Source organism: Alcanivorax sp. P2S70, from assembly GCF_000475295.1.
Lineage (GTDB): Bacteria > Pseudomonadota > Gammaproteobacteria > Pseudomonadales > Alcanivoracaceae > Alcanivorax > Alcanivorax profundi.
In genome coordinates, this window is the sequence record NZ_AXBZ01000034.1 from 177222 (window position 1) to 196076 (window position 18855).

Annotated in this window: 18 protein-coding genes; 6 read left to right on the plus strand and 12 right to left on the minus strand. The window is 58.0% G+C overall.

The features are described from left to right. Positions 1–2 precede the first annotated feature (2 nt). Positions 3–2144, plus strand: coding sequence for a hypothetical protein (locus tag Q672_RS28070; RefSeq protein WP_022985834.1), 2142 nt, complete (start codon positions 3–5; stop codon positions 2142–2144). 20 nt (positions 2145–2164) lie between these two features. Here the strand turns inward: Q672_RS28070 and Q672_RS28075 are convergent, their stop codons facing one another. Next, positions 2165–2371: a SlyX family protein gene (locus tag Q672_RS28075; protein ID WP_022985835.1), complete on the minus strand. Its 207-nt coding sequence runs from the start codon at positions 2369–2371 to the stop codon at positions 2165–2167. A gap of 362 nt (positions 2372–2733) precedes the next feature. On the opposite strand from Q672_RS28075, the gene Q672_RS28080 reads away from it, so the two are divergent. Then, the gene (locus Q672_RS28080; RefSeq protein WP_022985836.1) at positions 2734–3288 is read left to right on the plus strand and encodes a TMEM165/GDT1 family protein; all 555 of its coding nucleotides are present in this window, start codon (positions 2734–2736) and stop codon (positions 3286–3288) included. 74 nt (positions 3289–3362) lie between these two features. Beyond that, on the plus strand, positions 3363–3914 hold the full coding sequence (locus Q672_RS28085; protein WP_031226643.1) for a YaeQ family protein: 552 nt from the start codon (positions 3363–3365) through the stop codon (positions 3912–3914). A gap of 43 nt (positions 3915–3957) precedes the next feature. Here the strand turns inward: Q672_RS28085 and arsH are convergent, their stop codons facing one another. The 9 genes from arsH to Q672_RS28130 all read right to left on the minus strand — a co-directional run bounded on the left by arsH (position 3958) and on the right by Q672_RS28130 (position 12515). Continuing rightward, entirely contained in the window at positions 3958–4668 is a 711-nt protein-coding gene (gene arsH, locus Q672_RS28090) for an arsenical resistance protein ArsH (RefSeq protein ID WP_022985838.1), read from the minus strand. Positions 4669–4750: 82 nt separating this feature from the next. Then, positions 4751–5770: an ACR3 family arsenite efflux transporter gene (gene arsB, locus Q672_RS28095; protein WP_022985839.1), complete on the minus strand. Its 1020-nt coding sequence runs from the start codon at positions 5768–5770 to the stop codon at positions 4751–4753. Further along, positions 5770–6264, minus strand: coding sequence for an arsenate reductase ArsC (locus tag Q672_RS28100; protein ID WP_022985840.1), 495 nt, complete (start codon positions 6262–6264; stop codon positions 5770–5772). The genes arsB and Q672_RS28100 overlap by 1 nt, the downstream gene beginning before the upstream one ends. Before the next feature lie 15 nt (positions 6265–6279). Further along, positions 6280–6597, minus strand: a complete 318-nt coding sequence (locus tag Q672_RS28105; protein WP_031226644.1) for a metalloregulator ArsR/SmtB family transcription factor — start codon at positions 6595–6597, stop codon at positions 6280–6282. 388 nt (positions 6598–6985) lie between these two features. Further along, complete coding sequence (gene phoU, locus Q672_RS28110) at positions 6986–7699, minus strand: phosphate signaling complex protein PhoU (protein ID WP_022985842.1); 714 nt, start codon at positions 7697–7699, stop codon at positions 6986–6988. A gap of 20 nt (positions 7700–7719) precedes the next feature. After that, positions 7720–8607 carry a phosphate ABC transporter ATP-binding protein PstB gene (gene pstB / locus Q672_RS28115; protein ID WP_022985843.1) on the minus strand — a complete coding sequence of 296 codons (888 nt, stop codon included), beginning with the start codon at positions 8605–8607 and terminating at the stop codon, positions 7720–7722. 13 nt (positions 8608–8620) lie between these two features. Next, on the minus strand, positions 8621–9889 hold the full coding sequence (gene pstA / locus Q672_RS28120; protein WP_022985844.1) for a phosphate ABC transporter permease PstA: 1269 nt from the start codon (positions 9887–9889) through the stop codon (positions 8621–8623). 18 nt (positions 9890–9907) lie between these two features. Then, complete coding sequence (gene pstC / locus Q672_RS28125) at positions 9908–11296, minus strand: phosphate ABC transporter permease subunit PstC (protein WP_022985845.1); 1389 nt, start codon at positions 11294–11296, stop codon at positions 9908–9910. Between the two features lie 166 nt (positions 11297–11462). After that, the gene (locus tag Q672_RS28130; RefSeq protein ID WP_031226646.1) at positions 11463–12515 is read right to left on the minus strand and encodes a substrate-binding domain-containing protein; all 1053 of its coding nucleotides are present in this window, start codon (positions 12513–12515) and stop codon (positions 11463–11465) included. Positions 12516–12804: 289 nt separating this feature from the next. Here Q672_RS28130 and Q672_RS28135 point away from each other — a divergent pair, with 289 nt between their 5' ends. From Q672_RS28135 to Q672_RS28145, 3 genes are all read left to right on the plus strand, one after another. Then, positions 12805–13350, plus strand: a complete 546-nt coding sequence (locus Q672_RS28135) for a TRAP transporter small permease subunit (protein ID WP_022985847.1) — start codon at positions 12805–12807, stop codon at positions 13348–13350. Continuing rightward, positions 13350–14720, plus strand: coding sequence for a TRAP transporter large permease (locus tag Q672_RS28140; protein ID WP_442778108.1), 1371 nt, complete (start codon positions 13350–13352; stop codon positions 14718–14720). The genes Q672_RS28135 and Q672_RS28140 overlap by 1 nt, the downstream gene beginning before the upstream one ends. A gap of 191 nt (positions 14721–14911) precedes the next feature. Next, entirely contained in the window at positions 14912–15307 is a 396-nt protein-coding gene (locus Q672_RS28145) for an acyl-CoA thioesterase (protein ID WP_022985849.1), read from the plus strand. Positions 15308–15405: 98 nt separating this feature from the next. Here Q672_RS28145 and Q672_RS28150 read toward each other — a convergent pair whose 3' ends face one another. Together Q672_RS28150 and uvrD are read right to left on the minus strand one after the other, a co-directional pair. Then, positions 15406–16542, minus strand: coding sequence for a TRAP transporter substrate-binding protein (locus Q672_RS28150; RefSeq protein WP_022985850.1), 1137 nt, complete (start codon positions 16540–16542; stop codon positions 15406–15408). Between the two features lie 84 nt (positions 16543–16626). After that, complete coding sequence (gene uvrD / locus Q672_RS28155; protein WP_031226648.1) at positions 16627–18789, minus strand: DNA helicase II; 2163 nt, start codon at positions 18787–18789, stop codon at positions 16627–16629. Positions 18790–18855: the final 66 nt, after the last annotated feature.

The following is an 18855-nucleotide window of genomic DNA, read 5'->3' on the forward strand; positions in this document are numbered from 1 at the left end:
TTATGAATCGACCAGGCCCGTTATGGATCCCTTTACTCTTTTTCACACCATACGCTCTTGCACTGCAGGCCATGAGCGATGACGCACTGTCATCTATTAACGGCGCAGATGGCGTATCAGTGACACTAAGCAGTCAAGCTCCACTGCGTCTCGATACCCTCAAGTGGATTACCGATGATAATTCGTTGAATAACGGTGCCTGCACCGGCGGACTGAATGGTCAGCATGCCTGCACCCTGGTTAAGGATATTGTTCTGGAGGGGCACGGTGGCAACCTTCAGCAGCAATGGCACCTGGACGCTGGCAGTGATGGCTCCGGGCAGCCCTACTTGAGCCTTTCCGGACAATGGTCAAACCAGCAATTGACCCTTGGATCCCTCTCTCTGCACACCGCCAATGACGATGCCAGTGACCGCTCACTTGGCAGTCTTGCATTATTGTCAGCCGGGCAATTTTCGCTCAGTAATCGAGGTGGCCCCTTTAATCTTGAGGATAATCTTGCTTCGCTGGATTTTTCACTTAACGGTGACGTGATATATCGCCAGGGGCCTGCTGGCAGTCCGGAACTCAGCTTTGCCAACCTGCAACTTGATACCCGTTTCAGTACCGGCGCGGCCAATGGACAATCCGCCGGACTTGGACGCGTTGGCATTGATTCCCGGGGCCTGCTTCTGCAAGCCCCCTATGCCGATGTAAATATCGGCTTTGACCTGGCGTTCAAGAATTCGCCGACCAACTTTGATGTAAGTGGTCGCAGTAACCTGCTGCGTTTTGGCTGGCGTGGTGGCTTGGTCAACCCTCAATGGCATCTACAAGCAGGGGGCGTTGGTTATAACACCTATGTCAACGGCCCCAATACCTTTCAGGATACTGATGGCAGCGTTACCGGTAGTCGCTCAGAAGGCATTAGCCTTTACACCGCCTGGGATTTTGACAGCGACTTCGCCCTGTCGCTGGGGGAGGCCGGTGGTAACGGAACCGTGGCCCGCTTTAGCCAATGGCAACGACTTGGTGCAGCACCCGGGCCGATGTTCGCCCTGCCCGTTGTATTCGATGTGATGCAAGGAGGGAGCGGGCCCTCAGGTTTGTGTGCCGGCGCTGCCACTTCAGGGGTGCTGGACCAGTCATCCTGCATGGCCACTGGAGGGGAGTGGTACAGTAATGACCTGCCCGGTAGCAACGAAAGTGCTTTCGCGATATTGATGCGTGATGCGCGATTACTTGCCTACAACACGCGCGTTGAAGTAGAAGATCCTCTTTCCGGTGGGACAGTTACGCCGCTTGACTGGGGCGCCGCCTTTACCTTCGGAAAGCTTGATGCCGATATTTTTCTCTATCCCTATGGTCGCGCATCGGGTGCCAGCGTAGTAACCACTGACTCGGGAATTCGTGCCGATATCACCCTGATAGCGCAATCTCCTGATGCCTGGCGTCGAGCCAACAGCAGCGATCCGGCAGTGCGTTCAACCGCAGGCGACGGCTGGCAAACCAACACCCATTTTATGTTGGTGGATACCCAGAGTCATCGCGGCGTAGGCTTCATGAATGGTGATATTTTTTACCGTGCACGGGACCTATTCTTGCGCGTAACCGATGGTGATTCTCGTTACCCCCAACTTCCCGGTGGGCTGTGGTTACAGACAGATAATCTGGCTCAGTACCGTTTTCGAGCACTATTTGGTGGTGGCAATATGAGCGACCTTAGCTACGATGCCCTCACCAGGGTTTCACTGATAGATGTGAATTTGCAAACCGATCAGTTCCTGTTTGTACTCAACCCGCTACCGGTCGACACCAACACCGGAGCGGCACCCATCGGCTTTAATGGTCTGCTGGATTTGGACAATAGCTATATTCGAGTCGGCGAGGTATCAAGCCCGCAATCCCGATTCTATATCGACGCCCTGTCCGGGCGAGTCGCATGGCGCAACGGCAGCCTGTCAATGGTTTCCGGTCAGCACACCGCTGATGGCTTGCCGCAACTGGCGATCAGTAACGATTTGGATATTGGCCAATCCGCACATTTTGGTGGCGCCGCAGGTGATCCACTGATTGGAACGGTCGGGTTTGGATCAGAAGATTTTGGGCGCATGGTCATTCCCGCAGGCACATGGCACAACGAGATCAGGCTGAAGATTCCCTGACGGATATCGCCGCCTGAAGATCAATAGTGTGGTGGAGGCGCATCTTCCACTTGTGTGGCAGCGAATGCCTCGCTCAGGTCTACCAATCGATCCACCATCTTGCGACATGCGGTTTCCAGCTCACGGATCTGGCTCTGTTGATCACTGACGATCTGATTGAGGGATTCGATCAGGTCTTCCTGGTAGGCCAGTTTGGTTTCGATATCAATCAAGCGGTCTTCGCTCATGGGAATCTCTCTATTGAGCTCCTGCGGAAATGGCTGGGGCAAGCAGCAAGACATCCCACCTGATCGCCTTGTCGCTTGCAGCTGTTCCCACCATTGTACTGGCCCTTTACCCACATTTCCGCTATGGTTTATTTCGTCTTGGGGGAGTAGTCGCTCGATCGCTTTCCACTGCCGTTTCACGGCACAAGCCTCAAGGTGGCCGTCAACATAGTTGCGCCTCATGCGCATGGCGTCCACGCCCGCACTGCCCTCCGGGCCACGCGGACTGACGAGACCTGAGACACGACTTGCATTCCGCTGGGGCGGGATTGGCAGGTGGTGTCTCATGTCAACGTTAATCCCGCCCCTCTGGAATAGCCTCAATGGAAGCCCTGTTCAGTTCCCTGTTGCTGGTTGCCCTTGGCGAAATCGGTGACAAGACTCAGCTACTGTCGCTGGCGCTGATCCTTAAATTCCGCAAGCCCTGGCCCATTCTGGCCGGCGTAGTCGTCGCCACCCTGTTGAATCACGGCGCCTCGGTCTGGTTTGGCGACTGGTTGGCGGACACCGTCCCGATGGACTGGATGCGCTGGATTCTCGGCATCAGTTTTATGGTCCTGGGCCTGTGGATGCTGATTCCCGATGGCGATGAAGAGATCAAGGAAGAGCCGAAATACGGGCCTTTCCTCACCGCTCTCGTGCTGTTCTTCATTGCCGAGATCGGCGACAAGACCCAGCTGGCGACGATTGCCCTGGCGGTACAGTTCCAGGACCAGTTCTGGCCGGTACTCAGTGGCTCGACCCTGGGCATGATCGCCGCCAATCTGCCAGTCATCTGGCTGGCCCACCAGTTTGGTGGCAAACAGTTCGAGCGCCGCGCACACCGGATTAGCGCCGCCCTGTTTTTCGGCTTCGGTATTCTCGCGCTGGTGACCTGACGGCCCCCCAGGCCTGCTACAATCCAACTTTGCGTATGTGCGTATTGCCAGCACCCCTGTTTGCGAGTGAAACCATGGCCCTGACTGCCACCATCTACAAAGCCGAGCTGACCATCTCGGATATGGACCGGGACTACTACGCCACCCATAACCTGACGGTGGCGCTACACCCTTCGGAAACCGAATCGCGGATGATGCTACGCCTGATGGCGTTTGCGCTCAGCGCCCACGAAGACCTGACCTTCACCAAAGGGCTGTCGAGCACCGATGAACCGGATCTGTGGCAACGCAACCCCGATGACACTCTGGAGCACTGGATCGAACTGGGCATGCCCGACGAAAAACGCCTTCGCAAAGCCTGCGGCCTGGCGCGTCAGGTCACCCTCTACTGCTATGGCCCCCGTGCTCCGCAGGTATGGTGGGACAGCATCAAGAACAAGGTTACCCGGTTCGATAACCTGCGCGTTATCCATGTGAGCGCAGACAGTGAAGCCGCCCTCGCCGAGAGCACCCAGCGCAGCATGCAGCTACAGGCCATGATTCAGGATGGTCAGGTGTGGTTCGGCAGCGCGGAGCACTCCGTAGAGATGGGGCTGGACCAATGGTACCCGGCCAACCCGCACTGAAGCAGGCAGGGCACCCATCACGTCGGTGCCCTGATTTTTGCGACTACATGCTTCGCTGATTCACCCGTGCCATAAGCTGTTCCGCGCTTTCCTTGCGCTCGGAATAGCGGTCCACGAGATAGTCGCTGCGGTCGCGGGTCAGGTAGGTGAACTTCACCAGCTCTTCCATCACATCGACAATACGGTCGTAGAACCCCGAGGGTTTCATGCGATCGTTGTCGTCGAACTCCAGAAAGGCTTTCGGCACCGATGACTGATTGGGTATCGTCACCATACGCATCCAGCGACCCAGCACGCGCAACTGGTTTACCGTGTTGAATGATTGCGACCCGCCACACACCTGCATCACCGCCAGGGTTTTTCCCTGAGTGGGACGCACTGCCCCCAGCGACAAAGGAATCCAGTCGATCTGCGCTTTCATGATGCCGGTCATGGCGCCGTGACGCTCCGGCGAACACCACACCATACCCTCACTCCAGGTCACCCGGTCACGCAGCTCTTTCACCTTGGGGTGATCGACCTCTTCGCTGTCGGGCAATGGCAACCCATCGGCATGAAAGATGGCTGTTTCCGCGCCCATGGCTTCCAGAATCCGGGCCGCCTCCATCACCACAAGCCGGCTAAACGACCGCGAACGCAGCGAACCATACAGCAACAAAATGCGAGGTTTGTGCGCCGACGGCGTGTCGCGAAACACGGCATCCGCGGTCGGAACCCGGAAACAGTTGTTATCAAGATTGGGGGTATCACTCATTTCTTCTTTCCATCCAACGAAAACCCAATATCAGAAATGATTACGACTTTCTTGATCCAGGTTTTTCGCTGTTAACTATTCACTATGAATTGCTTGTCTCGAACCAATGAGAAGTACGATTAACAATCGCCACCAGTGACAACATCACCGGAACCTCTACCAACACGCCCACGACCGTGGCCAGAGCCGCGCCGGAATGCAGACCGAACACACTGATTGCTACCGCCACCGCCAACTCGAAAAAGTTGCTGGTACCAATGAGGCAAGCGGGTCCTGCCACGTTATGTTTGAGACGCAGTTTTTTTGCCGCCCAATAGGCAATAACAAAAATGCCATAGGTCTGTATCAGCAACGGAATGGCAATCAACACAATAGCCATGGGTTTGGCCAAAATGGTCTCGGCCTGGAAGCCAAACAACAGCACCACTGTCGCCAACAGGCCCATCACGCTTACCGGTTTCAGCGCATGAACAAACTGCGCCACCCGCTCATCGCTGCCAAGCCACTGACGGGTAACAAAACCGGCAATCAGCGGCAATAACACATACAACACCACAGACAGCAACAACGTATCCCACGGCACCGTGATGTCACTGACGCCCAGCAACAAACCGGCAATCGGTGCAAACGCAAAGACCATGATGATGTCGTTAACGGACACCTGCACCAGGGTGTAATTGGCATCCCCGCGGGTAAGCTGGCTCCACACAAACACCATGGCCGTACAGGGCGCCACGCCCAGCAAGATCATGCCGGCGATGTATTCTGTTGCGGTTTGCGGGTCTACCCAGCCGGCGAAGAATACCTTGAAAAAAAGCCACCCCAGCGCAGCCATGGTGAATGGCTTGATCAGCCAGTTGACCACCAGTGTCAGTAACAGGCCCCGGGGGTTCTTGCCGACCTGTTTGATGGCGGTGAAATCAATCTGGATCATCATCGGGTAGACCATCACCCAGATAAAGACCGCTACCGCCAGGTTCACATGGGCGTACTCAAACCCGGCTACGGCTTCGAAGGCACCCGGCATGACCAACCCAAGCCCGACCCCCGCCGCAATGGCCAGGGCCACCCAGAGACTCAGATAACGTTCAAAAAACGGCATTACTCGCTACCCATCTCACGGTGGATTTTCTGTGCACAAGCGACAAGACCGAGCCCATTCATGCTCTCAAGGTCCAGCGATGCCAGCGCTTCAATCCGTGCGTGCAGTTCGTTATAGGTGGTCTCGAACGCAGCACGAATGGTGTCTTCGCTACCGGTAACGTGGGCCGGGTCTGCCAGCCCCCAATGCACCTTGGGCGTATCACCCAGCCACACCGGGCAGGATTCCCCGGCGGCGGCATCACACACGGTAATCACCAGATCAATCTGCTCACCCTCCAGAGCATCCATGGTCTTGGAGCTGGGGTTATTCACCTCGACACCGTGGCGCGCCAACACAGCCAGCGCGTTTTCATTAACGGTGCCAGTGGGCATGCTACCCGCGCTCAGGCCATGAAGCCGGCCTTGACCCAGATGATCGGCCAGCGCTTCGCCAATAATGGATCGGCAGGAATTGCCGGTGCACAAAAACAGAATTGTCAGGGGCGTATTCATATCCGTCTCTCAGAGTTAGCCGCAGCAAGCGGTGTTAGGAAGGGTAATGTTCAGGTCCTCACGGGCCGGAATCACCAGGGTGGCAATTACCTCGGCCGCCCATTGCGGCAATGCCGGGTTCAGCTGGTAATGCATCCAGGTGCCCTGACGGCGAGCCACTACCAGCTCGCATTGGCGCAGCTGGGCCAGATGCCGGGAAATGGTGGACTGCGGTGCCTGCAGGCTGTCTACCAGATCACACACACACACCTCACCCTGACCGTGCAGCAGGCAGATCAGGCTGAGACGGGTGTCATCACCCAGGCATTTGCACAATTGGGTCGGTGTCATCATGGCCGCTGGCATCCCTATATCTATATATCCGGAAATACGGATATTATAAGCTCCAAGTTACAAAAGACAAGTTTCAAAGGGGGAAGGCTTTGTGACAGCGGGCAGGCCCGTGGCCTCGTTTAAAAGTACAACCTTGCCGTAGGAGCGTCGCTCGCGGCGCGATTACCGAGCCTTGGCGAGGAGAAAGTTTCGAGTTACGAGACGCGAGTTTCGAAATGCAAAAGCTGGAGCGGCTCTGAATAACGGGAAAGGTTTTCGCAACTCGAAACTCGTTACTCGCTTTATGGTTCGGTAATCGCGCCGCGAGCGACGCTCCTACGGAAACCCAAACAAAAAACCCGACCTTGTCGGGCCGGGTTTTCCTTGTAGCTTGTAGCTTGAGGCTGCTCTACTTTTTCAACTTCGCTTCAATCTCGTCCACGCTGATGTGGCGTACATCCTTGCCTTCCACCAGATAGATCACCTGCTCGCCAATATTGCGGGCGTGATCACCAATGCGCTCCAGCGCGCGCAGCGACCAGATGATGTTCAGTACCCGGGAAATGGAACGGGGATCTTCCATCATGAACGTGACCAGCGAGCGCATGGCACTGCGGTATTCCAGGTCCACTTCCTTGTCTTCGGCAGCCACTTCCAGCGCTTTTTTGGCATCAAAGCGTGCAAAGGCATCCAGCGTATCGCGCAACATGTTACGCACGTGGTTACCGATATGACGCACTTCCACATAACCCCGTGGAGACTCACCCTCTTCCGCCAGCTGCTGCCCCATACGGGCAATCTTGGCGGATTCGTCACCGATGCGCTCCAGGTCTGACACCGCTTTGGTAACGGCGATAATCAACCGCAGATCCGACGCCGCCGGCTGGCGCAGCGCCAGCACCTTGGTGCACTCCTCGTCGATCAGCATTTCCAGCTTGTCGACCTTGTCCTCGGTTTCCATCACCTTTTCCGCAAGGGCGGAATCGGCCTGCAGCAATGCCTGCAACGCGTCCACCACCTGCTTTTCTACCAGGCCACCCATTTCCATCAGGTTGTTGCGGATGGACTCCAGCGCGTCGTTGAACTGGGATGAGCTGTGCTCACCAAAATGCATGCGATCCATGATCCTGCTCTCCTTGTGCCTTAACCGAAGCGGCCGGTGATGTAAGCTTCTGTCAGATCGTGTTCCGGCTTGGTGAACACGGTATCGGTATCATTCATTTCCACCAGACGCCCCAGATGGAAGTAAGCGGTGCGGTTGGAGACACGGGCCGCCTGCTGCATGGAGTGGGTCACGATGGCAATGGTATAGGACTCGCTCAGCTCAGCGATCAACTCTTCGATCTTGGCGGTGGCAATGGGGTCCAGCGCAGAACAGGGCTCATCCATCAGCACCACTTCCGGGCTTACGGCAATGGTACGGGCGATACACAGGCGCTGCTGCTGACCACCGGACAGGCCCGTGCCAGGGGAATGCAGACGGTCCTTTACTTCATTCCACAAACCCGCCTTTTGCAGGCTGGTTTCCACGATTTCGTCCAGGTCATATTTCTTGTTGGCCAGACCGTGAATCCGGGGACCATAGGCCACGTTGTCATAAATCGACTTGGGAAAAGGGTTCGGCTTCTGGAACACCATGCCCACCCGTGCACGCAGCTCCACCACATCGAGCTTGGGATCATAAAGATCCTGGTCTTCCAGGTGCAGGTTGCCCTTTACCTGACAGATATCGATGGTGTCATTCATGCGGTTCAGACAACGCAGGAAGGTGGATTTACCGCAACCGGAAGGACCGATCAGCGCCACCACTTCGTTCTTGCCGATATCCAGGCTGACGCCGTGGATGGCCTGCTTCTCGCCGTAGAACACCTCCACGTCGCGCATGCGCATCTTCGGGTTGTCCACATAAGGGGTTCCGACCGTCTGGTCCGGATAGCGGATTGTCTCGTCCATTGCCTGTTCACCTTCAATCTGGTCAGCCAGCTTCATGTTACCTGGCGCTTTGTCATCAAACTTTTCTGCAGTATCCATGATTCTTACCTCGTTACCAGCGCCGCTCAAGGCGCTTGCGCAGGAACACCGCCAGCGTATTCATGGCGATCAGGAAAGACAGCAGCACCATGATGGCCGCGGAGGTCAGGGCCACGAAGGACTGCTCCGGGCTATCGGCCCACAGGTAAATCTGCACGGGCAGCACGGTGGAGGGATCCAGCGGCCCACCCGGGACATCCACAATGAACGCCACCATACCGATCATCAGCAGCGGGGCCGTTTCGCCCAGTGCCTGGGCCATACCGATGATGGCGCCGGTCAGCATGCCAGGCAGGGCCAGCGGCAGCACATGATGCAGTACCACCTGCATTTTCGAGGCGCCCAGGCCCATGGCCGCTTCGCGGATGCTCGGCGGCACCGCCTTGATGGCAGCACGGCTGGAAATAATGATGGTGGGCAGCGTCATCAGGGTCAGAACGATACCCCCGACAACAGGTACCGAACGGGGCAACCCGAACAAACCGATAATCACCGCCAGACCCAACAGGCCGAAAATGATAGAGGGCACCGCCGCAAGGTTGTTGATGTTCACTTCAATGAAATCAGTGAACTTGTTCTTGGGCGCAAATTCTTCCAGGTAAATGGCCGCGGCCACCCCAATAGGGAAGCTCAGTATCAAGGTCACCAGCATAGTGAAGAACGAACCGGTCACCGCTCCCCAGATACCCGCCAGCTCCGGCTCGCGGGAATCCCCGTGGGTGAACAGGGACTGGTTCCACTGCAACTCCACACGGTCCTGCGCCTCCAGACTCTCGATCCAGCTCTTCTGGTTATCACTGAGACGGGACTCCAACCGGTCGTCCTGGGCAGATTTCACATATACGTCGACGTCGTCATCGGCGAGCAACCACAGGGTGATGCTCTTGCCCATCAAGGAAGGGTCATCCTTGAGCAAATCGCGCAGTTCATAGCCGGCCCCGGTGCTGATCAGGCTGTACAGCTCACGCTTTTCCTGGCGACCACTGGCCGACGGAAACTCTTCGCGCAGGGCGTTGCGAATAACACCATCATAATTGGCAAAATTGAGCTGCTCTTCATCACGAACATCACTGATATCCAGCGTGTCCTGATCGAAGGTCACCTCCATCTTCACGTAGGTTTCGAAGAACGCGCTATGGCCTTTGCCAATGATGTCCGTAAACAACAGCACCAGGGCCAGCAGGCCAAAACCAATGGCGCCCACACCAAAGGCCTTGAAACGACGCTCAGCACGGTAGCGTTTGGCCAGTGACTTGCGTACCTGTTCGGTGGTCTTGCTCATGTCGAATGCCTCCAGGCGCTAGTCGTACTGCTCGCGATACTTCTTCACAATGTGAAGCGCGATCACGTTGAGCAACAAGGTAGTGATAAAGAGCATCAGGCCAAGGGCGAAGGCCGCCAGGGTCTTGGCACTGTCAAACTCCTGGTCACCGGTCAGCAGGGTCACGATCTGCACCGTCACCGTAGTCACCGCATCCAGTGGATTTGCGGTGAGATTCGCCGCCAGTCCCGCCGCCATCACCACAATCATGGTTTCACCAATGGCCCGCGATGCCGCCAGCAGAATACCGCCCATGATGCCCGGCAGAGCCGCCGGAAAGATGACCTTCTTGATGGTTTCTGAACGGGTAGCCCCCAGCCCCAGTGACGCATCGCGCAGCGCCTGAGGCACCGCCGTGATCACGTCATCCGCCAGCGACGACACAAACGGGATAATCATCACGCCCATCACCAGGCCCGCCGCCAAGGCCGACTCCGAGGCCACATCCAGGCCGATGGATTCACCGATCTGACGAATCACCGGGGCCACGGTGAGTGCAGCAAAGAAGCCGTATACCACCGTCGGCACGCCTGCCAACACTTCCAGAGCGGGCTTGGCAAACGCGCGCACTCTGGCGGGAGCATATTCGGCCAGGTAGATGGCAGACATCAGCCCCACCGGCACCGCCACCAGCAAGGCGATGGCAGAAATCAGCAAGGTGCCGACAAACAGGGGAATAGCCCCAAAAGCCCCTTCAGAGGCAACCTGGTCAGCACGCAGAGCCGTCTGCGGACTCCAGTGAAGGCCGAACAGGAAATCCGTAGCCGGCACCTTGCCGAAGAAACGGATGGATTCGAACAGCACCGACATCAGAATGCCAACCGTGGTCAGGATGGCGATGGTGGCACTCAGCATGAACAGTGTTTGCAGGACTTTTTCGACCTGTTGCCGGGCACGCATTTGCGGCGAAATTTTCACCCAGCCCCAGGCCGTTCCCAGCATGGCCACCACGATCACAACAACCGTAATTGCCATGGTATTGAGCTGACGCAGGCTATTCAGTTTCTCCGCTGCCGCCGCAATTTCCGGTGATACCGAAGCCGGAGACAGGGCACCACTGGCCACATTGCTGATCTGGTTGAGCATCAGGTTCGCAGCGGAGCCATCCACCGGTTGACTGGCCGCCGGCAGGCTTCCCATCACCATGTTGCGAATCAGGGTGTCATCAAACGCCAGCCAGACCCCCAGCACGACCAGGGCCGGGATAGCACACCAGATTGCCGTACGCATGGCGTAATAGAACGGCAATGAGTGCAGGTGGCGAATGCCGCCCAGCGGTCGAGCCAGGGCAAAGGAACGGCGGTGCCCCATGTAATAGGCCCCGGCGATCATTACCACCAGCAGCAACAGCAGATTACCGGTTTGCATGGTGTTCTCCGTTTAGGTTTTTTCTCCAGTCAACGCAGCGACCTTGGTGCACCGTTGACTGCAAAAAAAATGTCATAAATTTGATCGCTGGTTAAAAAGCCCGACGGTGGTTCCACCGTCGGGCTGAAAGCATCCCTGCTTTTTCTTCTCTTCCAGAACTCAGCGCTTAGTGCAGCTCGGCATCGGTCATGGATACCAGGCCACGAGCCTGTTTCTGCATGTCACCGCGCAGGTCATCGGCCAGCGGGATCATGCCTTTCTCGGCCAGGTAACCCTCACCGCCCCAGGCTTTCTCGCTGGTGAATTCCTTCACGTAACCTTCGATGCCCGGTACCACACCTACGTGAGCTTTCTTCACGTAGAAGTACAGAGAGCGGGATACCGGGTAGTCGCCAGACGCAATGCTATCAAAAGTCGGGGCCACACCGCCTACTTTAGCGCCCTGTACCTTGCCACGGTTCTGATCCAGGAAGGAGAAACCGAACACGCCGAATGCGTTGGGGTTCTTTTCCAGCTTCTGAACGATCAGGTTGTCGTTCTCGCCCGCTTCTACGTAGGCGCCGTCTTCACGGATGCTGCGGCAGATCGCCTTGTACTTGGACTTGTCTTCGCCCTTGATGGCCTTCAGCCACGGGAAGGTCTTACAACCACCTTCGATAGCCAGCTCGTTGAACGCATCACGGGTACCGGAAGTCGGCGGCGGACCGAGAACCTCGATCTTGGTGTTCGGCAGCGCCGGGTTCACTTCTTTCCAGGTCTTGTAGGGGTTGGCGACCAGCTTCTCACCGCCTTTCGGATCCGGAACTTCCTTGGCCAGGGCCAGGAACAGATCACGCAAGGTAACGTCCATGTGCTTGCCTTTGGAAGAGTTGGCAAACACGATGCCGTCATAACCGATAACCACTTCGGTGATGTCCTTCACGCCATTTTCCTGGCACTGGGCAAACTCGGACTTCTTCATGCGACGGGACGCGTTGGTCACGTCAGGGTGCTGGGTCCCCACACCCGCACAGAACAGCTTCATGCCGCCGCCGGAACCGGTAGATTCGATTTTCGGGGTCGGGTTGGAAGAGCTGCGACCGAAACGCTCAGCGACGGTGGTCGCGAACGGGTACACAGTGGAAGAACCCACGATGGAAATGTAATCACGGGTGTCGGCAGTGGCCGGGGCGCTGGCGAAAGCCAGGGCAGCGGCGGCGCTCGCCAGGGTTGCTTTGATCTTGAAGTTCACAATAAGCCTCCAGTTACATGGCACCGGCGATGATTGTTTTGGTCCACCCCGGTCGTTCTAAATGTTGCAAGCCAGTTCATGTTTCAGCACAGCGCATCCTAGAGACGCTTTATGACAACCACATTACACCCATGTAGCAATTCGAATTTTTTCATTTGCTCACCCCTGACCAGAAACGAAAAACCCGCCAACCACGGGGCCTGACGGCTGAAAAGTCATGCCAAGCCCCGTATAATCCGCCCCCATACTGACTCGGACCCAACAATAACAAGGTGTCATGAAGCACACGTTCCTGCGCTGGCAGCATCGCCTGACCCGCCTGACCACGGCCGTTGGCCGCCTTTCCGCCTGGCTTGCCCTGTTTCTGGTGCTCGGCATGGTGCTGGTGGTGGCACTGCGCTACGCCTTTGGGATTGGCAATATTGCCCTGCAGGAATCGCTGACCTACCTGCATGGCGCCCTGTTTATGCTCGCTATTGCCTATACCCTGGCGGAAGACGAGCACGTTCGGGTGGACGTGCTCTATCAACGGTTTTCCCCGCGTACCCGAGCCTGGGTCAATTTGCTCGGTACCCTTTTCCTGCTGCTGCCAGTGTGTGCCGCCCTGTTCTGGCTGTCGCTGGACTATGTGGCCAGCAGCTGGCGAGAGCAGGAAGGTTCCGCCAACGGCGGCTTGCCCTTCGTCTATCTGCTCAAGTCCCTGTTGCTGGTGCTACCTGCCCTGTTGGGCATTCAGGGACTGGCCGACCTGCTGCGCCATACCCTGACCCTGCTGGGGACACCATTGGCCCCACCCAGCGCACACCCGGAGGACACCCTGTGATCGAGTGGATTCCGCTGATCATGTTCGTCGCGGTGTGCCTGGTGCTGCTCAGCGGCTACCCGGTAGCCTTTGCCCTGGGGGGCACCGCCCTGCTGTTCGCCGCGGGCGGCATGGCCACCGGCATCTTTAACCCCGCTGACCTTACCTTTGTGCCCAACCGCCTGTTCGGCATCATCGAGAACACCACCCTGATGGCGGTGCCACTGTTCGTGTTCATGGGGGTCATGCTGGAAAAATCCCGGGTGGCAGAAAACCTGTTATCCAGCATGGGCCGCCTGTTTGGCCCACTGCCGGGAGGCATGGGCCTGGCGATCATTCTGGTCGGTGCACTGCTGGCCGCCAGCACCGGTATCGTCGGTGCGACGGTGGTGACCATGGCCCTGTTGTCGCTGCCCACCATGTTGCGCCAGGGCTACCAGCCGCAACTTTCCACCGGACTGATCTGTGCTACCGGTACGCTGGGGCAGATTATCCCCCCGTCCATTGCCCTGGTGCTGTTGGGGGACGTGCTGTCCAACGCCTATCAGGAGGCTCAACTCAAACAGGGGTTGTGGTCACTGGACACGGTTTCGGTGGGTGACCTGTTCGTCGGTGCCCTGATCCCCGGGCTGATACTGGTGGGCCTGTACCTGCTGTATGTGCTGGTCATTAGCGGGTGGAAGCCCCATCTTGCCCCCGCCATGCCCCGCGACGAGGCAAATGACATCGGGTGGGGCGATATCCTGCGCGGACTGCTGCCGCCACTGCTGCTCATCGCAGCGGTACTGGGCTCTATTCTCACCGGTAAGGCGACCCCCACTGAGGCCGCCGGGGTCGGGGCCTTCGGCGCCCTGCTGCTGGCGGCTTTCAACCGGCACCTGAACCTGGCCATTGTTGGCGAAGTCGTCCGCAGCACCAGCCGGGTGACCGCCATGGTGTTTATGATCCTGATCGGGGCCAGCCTGTTTTCACTGGTGTTCCGGGGCTTTGGCGGCGAAGATGCCGTGCACAGCCTGTTCGAGGCCATGCCCGGAGGGGTGATTGGCGCCACCCTGATGGTCATGCTGCTGATCTTTCTGCTCGGCTTTATTCTCGACTTTATCGAGATCACCTTCGTGGTGGTGCCGATTGTCGGACCTGTGCTGCTGGCGATGGGGCTCGATCCGGTATGGTTGGGAGTGATGCTGGCCCTGAACTTGCAAACCTCGTTCCTGACCCCACCTTTCGGATTCGCACTGTTCTACCTGCGCGGGGTGGCCCCGGCGGAGGTACGCACCGCACAGATCTATCAGGGGGTAGTGCCTTTTATCGTTATTCAGCTTGTGATGCTGGGTATACTGGCACTGTTTCCGCAACTGGCCACCTGGTTGCCCGCCATGCTGTACCCCTGACATGGCTATTGGGCGCGGCAATCCCGGTCTCGCCTCGGCCGGATCGCCATGCGAGCATGGCTCCTGCAGGGTGCTCAGGCTGTTTAGTGGCGCCGAACTCAACGAGTTGGAGGTCTATTCCGTTATTCGGAAAGACAGACGAACACTTTCACGCACGGCCCCGGGCCCGCGACCAAAATGTGGATAACAACATGACCGATCACACCGATGACACCCCGCAACCGATTGGCACCCTGGCCATCCAGACCATTGCCATGCCCCAGGATTCCAACTGGAACGGCGACATTTTTGGCGGCTGGCTGGTGTCCCAGATGGACCTGGCCGGCGCCGTTACCGCCCGCAAAAAAGCCCGTGGCCGGGTCGCCACCGTGGCCATCGATTCCATGGCCTTCTTGCGCCCGGTCCCCATTGGCGCGGTGGTCAGCTGCTATACCCAGCTGCAGGATATCGGCCGCAGCTCCATGCAGATTCTGGTGGAAGTCTGGATTCGTGAAGACACCGGGACCCTCTCCAAGGTGACTGAAGGGCATTTCACCTTTGTGGCCATTGATGACACCGGGCGTACCCGGGTAGTGCCGCAAGACTAGTTTCGAGAAACGAGTTTCGAAGATTTGGACACAACCCCCATCCGGATAAGGGTTTTCACAACTCGAAACTCGTCACTCGCTTCCTTAACCCGTAGCGATCAGTCTTCCAGCTCGCTGCGAATATTCAGGTACGGTTGCTCGGCGATGGCCATGGTATTGATGGATTCATCGCGGAACTTGCGGTACGACTGATACACCTTGCGGGCATCCTTGTTATCTGCCACCAGTGCCTCGACCACTTCATCACTGGCCTCTTTCAAGGCTTTCAGCACATCATCCGGCAGGCGACGCAGTTTGGTGCCGTGCTTGTTGACCAGTTCGTCCAGGGCGGCGTTGTTGCGTGCGGTGTACTCATCCAGCATGTCCTGGTTTTCTGACTGGGCGGCATAGCGAATAATCGCCTGCAGGTCTGCCGGCAGGCTGTCCCAGACTTTCTTGTTGATGGTCAGTTCCAGCGTCGGGCCCGGCTCCTGCCAGCCCGGGTAGTAGTAGTACTCGGCCACCCGGTGCAAGCCAAAGGTCAGGTCATTGTAGGGGCCAACCCAGTCCGCCGCGTCAATGGCGCCGGTCTGCAGCGAGGTAAACACTTCAGCCCCCGGCAACTGCACCGGGATGGCGCCGACCTTGGCCAGTACTTCTCCGGCCAGGCCCGGCATGCGCATTTTCAGGCCCTTGAGATCGTCAACGCTGTTGATTTCCTTGTTGAACCAGCCCGCCATCTGGGTACCGGTATTGCCACAGGCAAACGGCTTGAGATTGAACTGGGCATACAGGTCATCCCACAGTTCCTGACCACCACCATGGTGCAGCCAGCCATTCATTTCCTGGGCGGTAAGTCCGAAGGGTACGGCGGTAAAGAACGGAGTGGCGGGGTGTTTACCTTTCCAATAGTAGGCGGCGCCGTGGCCCATTTCGGCACTGCCCTGGCGCACCGCATCAAACACCTCGAATGCCGGTACCAGCTCTTTGGCGCCGTACACCTTGATCTTGATTCGCCCGGCAGACATTTCTTCCACTCGCTTGGCAAACCGGTTGGCCCCGGCTCCCAGGCCCGGATAGTTCTTCGGCCAGGTGGTAACCATCTTCCATTCGTAAGTTTGCGGCTGCGGCTTCTTCTTTTCCGGCTCACCGGCGGCGGTCTGCTCGGCCGGCGGGCAGTCTTTCTGCTCGCACCCTGCCAGCGCCAGGCCACCCAAACCCAATCCGAGGGCAGAAACGAATTTACGACGGTCCAAGAGTCATCCTCCGTGGTTGGGCAGCAGTCATCGGCCACCCCATGGTTCTTGTCGACGGGTCGGACGTCTGACGTCAGACCTTCTTTAAATCACTTCCAGACGCGCGTACTGACTGACCAACCATTTGGTGCCGGCGCCGTCGAAATTGATCTGCAAGCGTGCATTGGGGCCCTGCCCCTCAAAGTGCAGCACCGTGCCTTCACCGAACTTGGGATGCAACACGCGCGCGCCCAGCACAATACCGTTGGCCTCGGTTTCCCGGATCGGCTTGCTGCCACCGCCCATGGGGCGGCTGAAACCGGCGCGGGCACGAATCTCTTCCATGGCCTCGGCGGGAATCTCGCGCAGGAAGCGGCTGGGCGGGTTGTAGTTTTCGTTGCCGTACAGGCGACGGCTTTCCGCATGGGTCAGGTACAGTTCACGCATGGCGCGGGTCAAACCCACGTAGCAAAGACGACGCTCTTCGGCCAGGCCACTGGGGTCCTCACTGGAACGCTGGTGAGGAAACAGGCCCTCTTCCATGCCACAAATGAACACCACCGGGAACTCCAGCCCCTTGGCCGAGTGCAGGGTCATCATCTGCACCGCGTCCTCATGGGCATCGGCCTGACCCTCGCCAGACTCCAGCGCCGCGTGATCGAGAAACGCTGTCAGCGAGTCCATCTCGGAATCTTCATCTTCCTCACCGAACTCACGGGTGGCAGACACCAGCTCTCGCAGGTTTTCCTGGCGCTGCTGCCCCTTCTCGCCTTTTTCCTTGCCATGGAACGCCACCAGACCACTGGCCTCGATCACATGCTCGGCGGTTTCCCCCAGATTCAGCCCATCACACTGCAGTGCGAGCTGGTCGACCAGATTGAGGAAAACGGCCAGCGCATTGATCGCCCGGGCAGTTAGCAACTGCTCACTGACAATGGCCTGTCCGGCATCCCACAGCGAGCAACCGCGGGCCTGGGCCACTTCCCTCAACATTTCCAGGGTCTTGTTGCCAATGCCGCGAGTGGGCGTATTGACCGCCCGCTCAAAGGCGGCATCTGCATGACGGTTGCTGATCAGGCGCAGATACGCCAGAGCGTTCTTGATCTCGAGACGTTCGAAGAAACGCTGCCCCCCATAGATGCGGTAGGGAATACCGGCCTGCAGGAAGGCTTCTTCCAGCACCCGTGACTGGGCATTGGAGCGGTACAGCACTGCCATTTCCCGGCGCGCGGTCCCTTCCTGGAACAGCTTGTCCACCCGACCCGCCACGAAGCGGGCTTCGTCCACTTCGTTGAAGCCGGCATACAAGCGAATCGGATCGCCATCGCCACCTTCGGTCCAGAGTTCCTTGCCCAGACGATCGCTGTTGTTATCAATCACCGCGTTGGCCGCTTTCAGGATAGTGCCTGTGGAGCGGTAGTTCTGCTCCAGGCGGATGGTGCGGGTATCCGGGAAATCACGACTGAACTTGTGAATATTCTCGATCTTGGCGCCGCGCCAGCCGTAAATGGACTGGTCGTCATCGCCCACAATGGTCACCGCATTGCCCTCATAGGCCAACAACCGCAACCAGGCGTACTGGATGCTGTTGGTATCCTGGAATTCGTCTACCAGAATATGGCGGAAGCGGCGCTGGTAGTGGCCCCGCAGGCTGTCGTTGTCGCGGAATAGTTCCAGCACCCGCAACAGCATCTCATTGAAATCCACCAGCCCGCCGCGCTCGCAGGCCTCTTCATAGCCGTAGTAAATCTTCTGCATGGTCTGGGCGAACAGGTCGCCGTTCGCGTCCATGTGTTTGGCACGCAGGCCTTCATCCTTCTGGCTATTGATGAACCAGGTGGCCTGGCGGGCCGGCCAGCGCTGCTCATCCAGCCCCAGCTCCTTGATCACCCGCTTGATCAAGCGCTGCTGGTCATCGGCATCAATAATCTCGAAGCCCTGGGGCAAACCGGCCTCTTGCCAGTGCGAGCGCAGCAAACGGTGGGCAATGCTGTGGAAGGTGCCCACCCACATACCCTCGGCGGACATATCCAGCAGCTGCTCGATCCGGCCGCGCATCTCGGCGGCCGCCTTGTTGGTAAAGGTCACCGCCAAAATACCGAACGGCGAGGCCTGTTCGGTGGCAATCTGCCAGGCAATGCGGTGCACCAGCACCCGGGTCTTGCCCGAGCCGGCACCGGCCAATACCAGCAAATGGCGATCATCGGCGGCCACCGCATCGCGCTGGGCCGGGTTCAAACCATCGATAAGGGAAGTCACATCATCCATGGCGCGGGAGTTTAGCAGAATGTGGCCCCAAGAAACCCCTGCAGAAAGGGCGTGCTCCTGCAGCCA

Coding starts and splice junctions, on each gene's coding strand:
- Q672_RS28070 (WP_022985834.1), top strand. CDS start 3: ATGAATCGACCAGGCCCGTTATGGATCCCTTTACTCTTTTTCACACCA.
- Q672_RS28075 (WP_022985835.1), bottom strand. CDS start 2,371: ATGAGCGAAGACCGCTTGATTGATATCGAAACCAAACTGGCCTACCAG.
- Q672_RS28080 (WP_022985836.1), top strand. CDS start 2,734: ATGGAAGCCCTGTTCAGTTCCCTGTTGCTGGTTGCCCTTGGCGAAATC.
- Q672_RS28085 (WP_031226643.1), top strand. CDS start 3,363: ATGGCCCTGACTGCCACCATCTACAAAGCCGAGCTGACCATCTCGGAT.
- arsH (WP_022985838.1), bottom strand. CDS start 4,668: ATGAGTGATACCCCCAATCTTGATAACAACTGTTTCCGGGTTCCGACC.
- arsB (WP_022985839.1), bottom strand. CDS start 5,770: ATGCCGTTTTTTGAACGTTATCTGAGTCTCTGGGTGGCCCTGGCCATT.
- Q672_RS28100 (WP_022985840.1), bottom strand. CDS start 6,264: ATGAATACGCCCCTGACAATTCTGTTTTTGTGCACCGGCAATTCCTGC.
- Q672_RS28105 (WP_031226644.1), bottom strand. CDS start 6,597: ATGATGACACCGACCCAATTGTGCAAATGCCTGGGTGATGACACCCGT.
- phoU (WP_022985842.1), bottom strand. CDS start 7,699: ATGGATCGCATGCATTTTGGTGAGCACAGCTCATCCCAGTTCAACGAC.
- pstB (WP_022985843.1), bottom strand. CDS start 8,607: ATGGATACTGCAGAAAAGTTTGATGACAAAGCGCCAGGTAACATGAAG.
- pstA (WP_022985844.1), bottom strand. CDS start 9,889: ATGAGCAAGACCACCGAACAGGTACGCAAGTCACTGGCCAAACGCTAC.
- pstC (WP_022985845.1), bottom strand. CDS start 11,296: ATGCAAACCGGTAATCTGCTGTTGCTGCTGGTGGTAATGATCGCCGGG.
- Q672_RS28135 (WP_022985847.1), top strand. CDS start 12,805: ATGAAGCACACGTTCCTGCGCTGGCAGCATCGCCTGACCCGCCTGACC.
- Q672_RS28145 (WP_022985849.1), top strand. CDS start 14,912: ATGACCGATCACACCGATGACACCCCGCAACCGATTGGCACCCTGGCC.
- uvrD (WP_031226648.1), bottom strand. CDS start 18,789: ATGGATGATGTGACTTCCCTTATCGATGGTTTGAACCCGGCCCAGCGC.